The following is a 7,535-nucleotide window of genomic DNA, read 5'->3' on the forward strand; positions in this document are numbered from 1 at the left end:
GCTGTGCAGTGTGGCATTTTTGTGTAAATTGTATAGACGTATTTCGAATTTGGCGCTGATACGGAGAATTGCATAACCTTATTGCTTAGCTAACTGCTTCAGGTATTGCAAACCGGCAATCGCCCTGCTGCCATACCATGACAGCATTTCGCCATCGACCAGTTGCACGGGTACACCCAGTTGCTTCTCCAGCGCGTCCACATGGCTTTCGGTAAAGCGGTAAGGCTCGGTCGACAGCAAAACCCTGTCGATGGGATGTTGCAGCGCACTAGGCCATTGAAAAGCCGGGTAACGCAAGTTCGTATCTGGTGGCGACCAGGTTTGCCATCCTATCAAGGCCAGCATGGCGGCAATGTAGGTGTCGCGGCTGACTGTCATCCAAGGGTCTTGCCAGATGCAATACACGACTTGCTGAGCACTGGTTGGTATATGGTCGAGGGCAGCATAGGCTGTTTCGAACCGGGCACACAAGTCCTGCGCTCTTTCCTGCACTCCAAATATCCCGCCCAGTAATTGATACAGCGCCAGATTATCGCGTGGCTCCAGCGGATGGGTGACGATGACATGGGGGATAAATTTTGCCAGTGCTTCTACCGTCGGCTTTTCATTTTCATCGATGTTGACAATCAGATGACTGGGAGCCAACTTGCGGATTTTTTCTATGTTCACATCCTTGGTACCACCTATCTTGGGGATAGTCTGCACCACTGATTTGGGATGTATGCAAAAACCGGTGCGACCAACCAGGCTAGACGACAGACCCAGCTCACACAGCAATTCAGTGATGGAAGGCACGAGGCTGACGATGCGGGGTTCAGCCGCAGCCCCAGTATCAGCTACGGTATTAGCTAAATATGGCTGATGCACTGTACCTAGCGCATCAATCAACATGCTCATGCCTGGTCTGCCGCACGCGGTTTGCGGCGCGCTCTAGCAAAAACTGCGTCATACAACCAGTTAGGCAAGATACGCATCAACTTGGCGACCACGCCCATTTGCCAGGGGATAACACGGTAAGTATTGCCAGCATCAATTGTCCCTAATGCAGAGGCACAGAAGGCCTTGACCGGCATCAAAAACGGCATGGGGTAGGGATTGTCCTTGGTCATGGGCGTATCAATATAGCCCGGTGCAATCGTCACTACACGTATGCCGCTGTCACGTAATTCTACCCGCAGCGATTCGCAATAACTGATGACCGCAGCCTTGGATGCGCAATACGCGCCAGCACCCGGCAAGCCCCGGATACCAGCAACACTGCCTATGCCAACCAGACGGCAATCAACATTGTGCGAATAAGTTTTCATGGCATTGATAAAGGGCGAAAAAGTCGCCACCGTCGCTATCAGATTGGTTTGCAATACGCTGTCAAACACCTTGATATCACCAGCATATTCACTGAGCGTGCCGACTGAAATACCGGCGTTGGCAATCACGATATTGACTTGTCCTACCGCCTGCATGAAATCATTAGCCGCCCTGGTCAAAGCTGCATGGTCAGTGACATCCACGGCATAAATATGATGCTGGCCGGGATTGGGCAAGCTCTGCCGCAGTTCTTCCAGCACTTCCTGACGACGGGCCAGCAAGCCCAGGGTTGCGCCTTGCTCAGCATAGGCCCTGGCAAGCGCGGCACCTATGCCAGAAGATGCGCCAGTGATAAAGACTGTTTTCATGATGTCCAATGAAAAAGTCCGCCGGAGTGGCGGACTACTTAAAGCTAGATTAACACTTATTTCTTTTTACTTGCTGCCTTCGTTGATGCTGAAGCGCTTGCACTTGCTGAACTGGTTGAACTGGCCGAAGCCGCTGCTGCTGGTGCGCCATTTTTCTCTTTTTGTACCTTGGCAATCAAAGCATCCAGTACCTGTATGACCGCACGGTTTTGCATCTCTTCCGTCACACGTGTCGTCGAGGTGGTCACTGCCAGCACTGGTGACGTGACGAAACGACCATCAACGGCAATCGAAGGGACGCCATCAATCTGGTATGCACTCGTCAATTGAGCAGCACGACTGAGCTTGCTGGTGGCGATTGAAAAGGAATTATAGATATCAGAAAATTTTTGCTTGTCCAGGCCAGATTTGCTGACAAATTCCATGACGTCGGCATCAGTTTGCAGGCGATTGCGCTCTACGTGGAAAGCGGTAAAGGCTTTCATATGATATTCATCTGCCTTGCCCATGGCTTCCATGGTGAAGTAGAGTTTTTGTTGCGGTACCAGATCATGGAAATTGACATGGATGCGTTTGAAGGAAATATTATCTCCCTGCTTTTTCACCCATTCAGCAATCAAAGGCTCCAGCGCATAGCAATGTGGGCAAAAATAGCCGAAAAATTCTATCACTTCAATTTTTTTACCACCGTCAACTGGCTGAGGACGTTTCAGTACCTGATATTCAACACCTGGTTGCGGTGCTGTAGAGCTGGCACTGGCAGCGGCAGTCACCAGGGACAAGGCGGCCAGCATGAACATGCGGCGTTTGATTTGACTGAAGAATTGCATCACGGTTCCTTTATTGATCGCTTATTAGTCTATTTGACTGTGCGCACTACGGCAACATCCACACTATTCTCTGACAATCTGGCGCGGGTACGGTTCATTGTTTCCAATTGCGCATACGGGCCCAGGCGCACATGGTACATGGTGCCAGCGTCTGAGGTTTTTTCCACGATACGTGCTTCAAAACCGATCAGGGCCAGCTTGGCGCGGCTGTTTTCTGCTGCCACCTGTTCCTTAAACGCACCAACCTGCAAAAAGTAAATATATTTTTCGTCGGTATTGTCAGCCTTGGCTGCTGCGGCAGCTTCTGCTCTTTCCGCCCTCTCGGCAGCTTTTTCTGCTGCCGTTTTTTCAGGCGGTTTGACTTCAGGAGGTTTTGGCGGCGCTACGGTTTCTGCCGGTTTACTGGCCGTCAGCTCCTTATTGGCTTCTTTGGCAGCATCCTTATTGCCGTACAGAGGCTTATTGGGATCCTGCAACTGCGTCAGCGGTACATCGGCCTTATCGGATTTGCCATTTTTATTGGTGAATGGCGTCGATGATTTGGTAATCACCATGGCCACGCCCACTGCGATAGCCAGACCGACCACCAGGCCGATGATGATGCCAGTCAGGGTACTGCCGCGCTGGCTATTCTTTTGTTTTGGGGCGTTTTGTTGAGCTTTCATGCGTCTCCGACGAGTTTCGTTAGCTAGATGAGGCAATACATTTACATTTGTGTTGGTGCTGAAACACCGATCAGCGCCAGGCCATTGCGCAAGACCTGACGGGTTGCCAGCACCAGTGCCAGTCTGGCCAGTTTGATTGCTTCATCGTCAACCAGGACTTTTTCAGCAAAATAATAACTATGCAATTCGCCAGCCAGTTCACGCAAGTAAAACGCCACCTGATGCGGGCCCAGTTCGTCGAGTGCTTTTTCCAGCACTTCAGGATATTCTGCCAGCTTGGTCAGCAAACTGGCTTCACTTGGTGCTGTCAGCGGTGACAAATCAACCGAGGTCAGCGCAGCATAGGCTGTTTCGTCAGTGGAGAATTGTTCCAGCATGCGGCAAATCCGTGCATGGGCATATTGCACATAGAACACCGGGTTTTGCTCAGAACGTGCCAGGGCCACATCGACATCAAACACAAATTCAGTATCTGCCTTGCGCGAAATCAGGAAGAAGCGCACGGCATCACGACCACGCTGTTCTTCACCACCACCGGACCATTCAATCAGGTCACGTACGGTGACATAAGAACCGGCACGTTTGGAGATTTTGACTTCAGCACCATCTTTCATGACGGTGACCATCTTGTGCAGGATATAGTCAGGGTAGCCTTGCGGTATACCAACATTCAAAGCCTGCAAGCCGCCGCGCACACGGGCAATGGTGCCATGATGATCACTACCCTGAATATTGATGGCCTTGCGGTAACCGCGTTCCCACTTGGTGACATGGTAGGCCACGTCGGGAACAAAGTAAGTATAAGTACCATCCGACTTTTTCATGACGCGGTCTTTGTCGTCGCCATAGTCGGTAGTACGCAGCCAGAGGGCGCCGTCTTGCTCATAGGTCTTGCCCGCAGCCTTTAGCGCGGCAACAGTAGTCTCTACCTTGTTATCTTTGTACAAAGAAGTTTCAAGATAGTAGTTATTGAATTTGACGCCAAAAGCCAGCAAGTCTGCATCTTGCTCACGACGGAGGTAAGTCACGCTGAACTGGCGTATGGAATCGATATCGTCAACATCGCCACTGGCAGTCACTGGCGGGCAATCACCGGCAGAGACTGTTTGCTTGCTTAAAAAGTCTTTTGCAATATCGGCGATATAGTCGCCGTTGTAGGCAGACTCCGGCCAGTTTGCATCACCAGGTGCAAAACCCTTGGCGCGGGCTTGCACTGACAAAGCCAGGTTGTTGATCTGTACACCAGCGTCGTTATAGTAAAACTCGCGGCTGACGTCATGGCCTTGCGCATCCAGCAAGGCAGACAAGGCATCACCCAATGCACCCTGACGGCCATGGCCCACATGCAGCGGACCGGTAGGGTTGGCAGAAACGAATTCCACCACCACTTTTTCACCTGCACCGCGCTGGCTTTTGCCAAATTCAGCACCTTTTTGCAAGATATTGCTGACTACCGACTGCTTTGCAGCCGCAGTAAGACGGATATTGATAAAGCCCGGACCAGCGATTTCTACACTGGCAACCAGCGGATGATCTTGTGCCTCTACTGCTGCAACAATAGCCTGTGCCAGTTCACGCGGATTCTTGCGCAGAGGCTTGGCGATCTGCATGGCGATATTACAAGCTGCATCGCCATGGGAAGGGTCGCGTGGACGCTCGAGCAAGATAGTCGGATTCAGTTCGGAACCTATCAGTAAAGGTTCAACCGCGTTCTGGAATAATTTCAGTAATTCTTGTTTTTGTTCAGCTAGCATGGCACAGAATTTTTATTGTATTTTGACAATAAATAAAATAAGGACAGGGGACATTATACTGTCTCACCCTGCCCCTGTCTGAGATGCCGCAAGCGAATCTTGCATCTTCTTGTTACCAATTACTACTCATCCTCTCACTCCGTCGCGTTTTATGCTGCAGCAGAGTTTGTAAATACCGAGTTTGCAGACAATGCTTGTTTATACATGAGCAGCACATGCAGCATTTTGCCCAGGAAGAGACCGTTAAACAAACCGAACAAGGTAGTGCTGGTGACAGCAAACAGCGTATTCGTATGCAGAGCCGGATTCACATGCAAAGCCACGTTGACGATGTATTTCATGACAAAAATAGCCATCATCATGATTAATGGTGCCCAGCTACCACGGTAAAACACGGTGCCCTTGTCTGCCTGAATGCGTACATTCTTGTCACTGACCAGACTCCAGGAGATAGCCGCACCAACGCTCATCGTCGCCAACCATGCTGCCAGTACGACAGGATCTGCACCGAAACCGGACAAAATACCCTGTATCGACAATGCCAGCATCACAATAGGGATGATGACGATAGTCCTGACTTTCAATTCACGGTCTACGCTGGACTTGATACCGCGAAATGCCAGGAAGCCCAGAATTGCCCATACATAGATTGGTGTGTTGCTGATGATTTGGTTCAACATGATGATCTCCTTGAGTGCTGTCAGTATTAGATTCAGGTGTTTGTTTTGCTGCGATGGAAGAAGTATTGCAAAGCTGATCCTGCCTGTAAGCCAGAAAGCGACGAAGCGCCGCTTCTTGCCGCGAAAGAGGTGTTTTTGGTCGTGAGTGGCCCGGCGCAGACGTGTAGAATGCTAGGTTTTCTTCGTCTGGATACGCTATGTGGTTCAAGAATCTGCAAGTTTTTCGTCTGACAACTCCCTGGAAGATCACTGCCGAGGAGTTACATACCCAATTGTCACGCATCGCCTTTGCACAATGCGCATCGAATGAGATGCAAAGCCAGGGCTGGGCATCTCCACGCAATAATGATCAACTGGTGCATAGCGTCAATCAGCAATTCCTGATTTCGCTGGCGACAGAAAAGAAATTGCTGCCTTCCAGCGTCATTAATCAGGTGACCAAGGCACGCGCACTGGAAATAGAAGAAGAACAAGGCTTCGCACCTGGCCGCAAGGCCATGAAAGACTTGAAAGAGCGTATTACTGAAGAATTATTGCCACGCGCCTTTGGCGTTAAACGCAATACCAATGTCTGGATAGACCCGGTGAACCGCTGGCTGGTCATCGATGCCTCCAGCCCATCCAAGGCTGATGAAGTCATCAAGCTCTTGCTGAAATGCTGCGACAAGCTGCCACTTGAAGGCCTGCGTACCAAAACATCTCCACAGGCAGCCATGACAGGCTGGCTGGCCGGTAACGAAGCCCCCAAGGGTTTCACCATAGACCAGGATACCGAACTCAAGTCTTCTACCGAAGACAAAGCCACTGTACGCTATGTACGCTACACGCTGGAACCGGACGATATCCAGAAACATATTGCTGCAGGCAAGCAATGCACCAAGCTGGCCCTGACCTGGGATGACAAGGTCAGCTTTGTCCTGACCGATACAATGACGATCAAGCGCATCAAACCGCTGGATGTGCTTGATGAAAGCAAAGACAAGGGTAGTAATGAAGAAGAACGCTTTGATGCTGACTTTGTACTCATGACCGCAGAGCTGGCCAGTTTGCTCAATGATGTGGTGTTTGCGCTGGATGGTGAGATGGACAGCGCACAGGCTGCGTGACGGACTGACGCCTCTTATACTGGAAACCCCCGCTCAAGTAATTGGACGGGGGTTTTGTTTTGTACGCGACTTTAATGCAAAACTGAAGACCTCTCTACACAGAGGCACAGAGGAAGGAAAGACTGCTTGCAAGCAGTCTTCTTTACGCAGGCGAACGGCATACAGTTCGACCTCCTGCTACACCACAGAGTCACACTGAGAGATTGCTCTGTATGCCTGGTGGTCAGATTTAGTATCTGAGATGAGCAGCGCAGAACGACTGCAGAGCTTTGAGTACAGGAAAATGCGGACGAAAAAAAAGACAAGCATTGCTTGTCTTTTTTCTTATAACTGGCGGAGCGGACGGGGCTCGAACCCGCGACCCCCGGCGTGACAGGCCGGTATTCTAACCAACTGAACTACCACTCCGAAACTACTTAACCATTCTTGCTGTTTATCTGTGGTGGGTGCTGAGAGGCTCGAACTCCCGACCTACGCCTTGTAAGGGCGCCGCTCTACCAACTGAGCTAAGCACCCATATTCTTGCCTAGTCAGATAAACTTGATGTGTGTCACCACATCAACAGAAGCAAAATTATACTTCATATTTATGCTTCTTGTCTAGTCTTTTTCCTGGCTATTTCACTAAAATCTGCGAAACCGCTTACAAAATCGACTATTCTCACTTAAAAGCAAAACCCCCGCCTATTGACATAAGCGGGGGTATGCGGAATAAAAGCCTGACGATAACCTACTTTCACACTGGTTGCAGCACTATCATTGGCGCGTAATCGTTTCACGGTCCTGTTCGGGATGGGAAGGGGTGGTACCGATTAGCTATGGTCA

7 protein-coding genes, 2 tRNA genes and 1 rRNA gene are annotated in these 7,535 nt (G+C 50.4%); 1 reads left to right on the top strand and 9 read right to left on the bottom strand.

Features of this window, described 5'->3' with window-relative positions:
- Window positions 1–78 precede the first annotated feature (78 nt).
- The 6 genes from ACO0LD_RS21585 to ACO0LD_RS21610 all read right to left on the bottom strand — a co-directional run bounded on the left by ACO0LD_RS21585 (window position 79) and on the right by ACO0LD_RS21610 (window position 5,764).
- On the bottom strand, window positions 79–891 hold the full coding sequence (locus tag ACO0LD_RS21585) for a helical backbone metal receptor (protein ID WP_423010248.1): 813 nt from the start codon (window positions 889–891) through the stop codon (window positions 79–81).
- 2 nt (window positions 892–893) lie between these two features.
- Complete coding sequence (locus tag ACO0LD_RS21590) at window positions 894–1,676, bottom strand: SDR family oxidoreductase (protein WP_423010241.1); 783 nt, start codon at window positions 1,674–1,676, stop codon at window positions 894–896.
- 56 nt (window positions 1,677–1,732) lie between these two features.
- A complete protein-coding gene (locus tag ACO0LD_RS21595) occupies window positions 1,733–2,506 on the bottom strand; it encodes a thiol:disulfide interchange protein DsbA/DsbL (protein WP_423010242.1) in 774 nt (257 codons plus the stop codon).
- A gap of 29 nt (window positions 2,507–2,535) precedes the next feature.
- Window positions 2,536–3,171: an SPOR domain-containing protein gene (locus ACO0LD_RS21600; protein WP_423010243.1), complete on the bottom strand. Its 636-nt coding sequence runs from the start codon at window positions 3,169–3,171 to the stop codon at window positions 2,536–2,538.
- Between the two features lie 41 nt (window positions 3,172–3,212).
- Window positions 3,213–4,925, bottom strand: coding sequence for an arginine--tRNA ligase (gene argS, locus ACO0LD_RS21605; RefSeq protein WP_423010244.1), 1,713 nt, complete (start codon window positions 4,923–4,925; stop codon window positions 3,213–3,215).
- A gap of 149 nt (window positions 4,926–5,074) precedes the next feature.
- Window positions 5,075–5,764 carry a DUF6622 family protein gene (locus ACO0LD_RS21610; protein WP_423010249.1) on the bottom strand — a complete coding sequence of 230 codons (690 nt, stop codon included), beginning with the start codon at window positions 5,762–5,764 and terminating at the stop codon, window positions 5,075–5,077.
- Window positions 5,765–5,802: 38 nt separating this feature from the next.
- Here ACO0LD_RS21610 and ACO0LD_RS21615 point away from each other — a divergent pair, with 38 nt between their 5' ends.
- Window positions 5,803–6,711, top strand: a complete 909-nt coding sequence (locus tag ACO0LD_RS21615; protein WP_423010245.1) for a recombination-associated protein RdgC — start codon at window positions 5,803–5,805, stop codon at window positions 6,709–6,711.
- A gap of 331 nt (window positions 6,712–7,042) precedes the next feature.
- On the opposite strand, the gene ACO0LD_RS21620 is transcribed toward ACO0LD_RS21615, so the two are convergent.
- From ACO0LD_RS21620 to rrf, 3 genes are all read right to left on the bottom strand, one after another.
- Window positions 7,043–7,119, bottom strand: a tRNA-Asp gene (locus tag ACO0LD_RS21620).
- Window positions 7,120–7,151: 32 nt separating this feature from the next.
- Window positions 7,152–7,227, bottom strand: a tRNA-Val gene (locus ACO0LD_RS21625).
- Window positions 7,228–7,427: 200 nt separating this feature from the next.
- Window positions 7,428–7,535 (bottom strand): 5S ribosomal RNA (gene rrf / locus ACO0LD_RS21630); the annotation flags it as partial.

Source organism: Undibacterium sp. Ji83W (genome assembly GCF_049340385.1).
Lineage (GTDB): Bacteria > Pseudomonadota > Gammaproteobacteria > Burkholderiales > Burkholderiaceae_D > Undibacterium.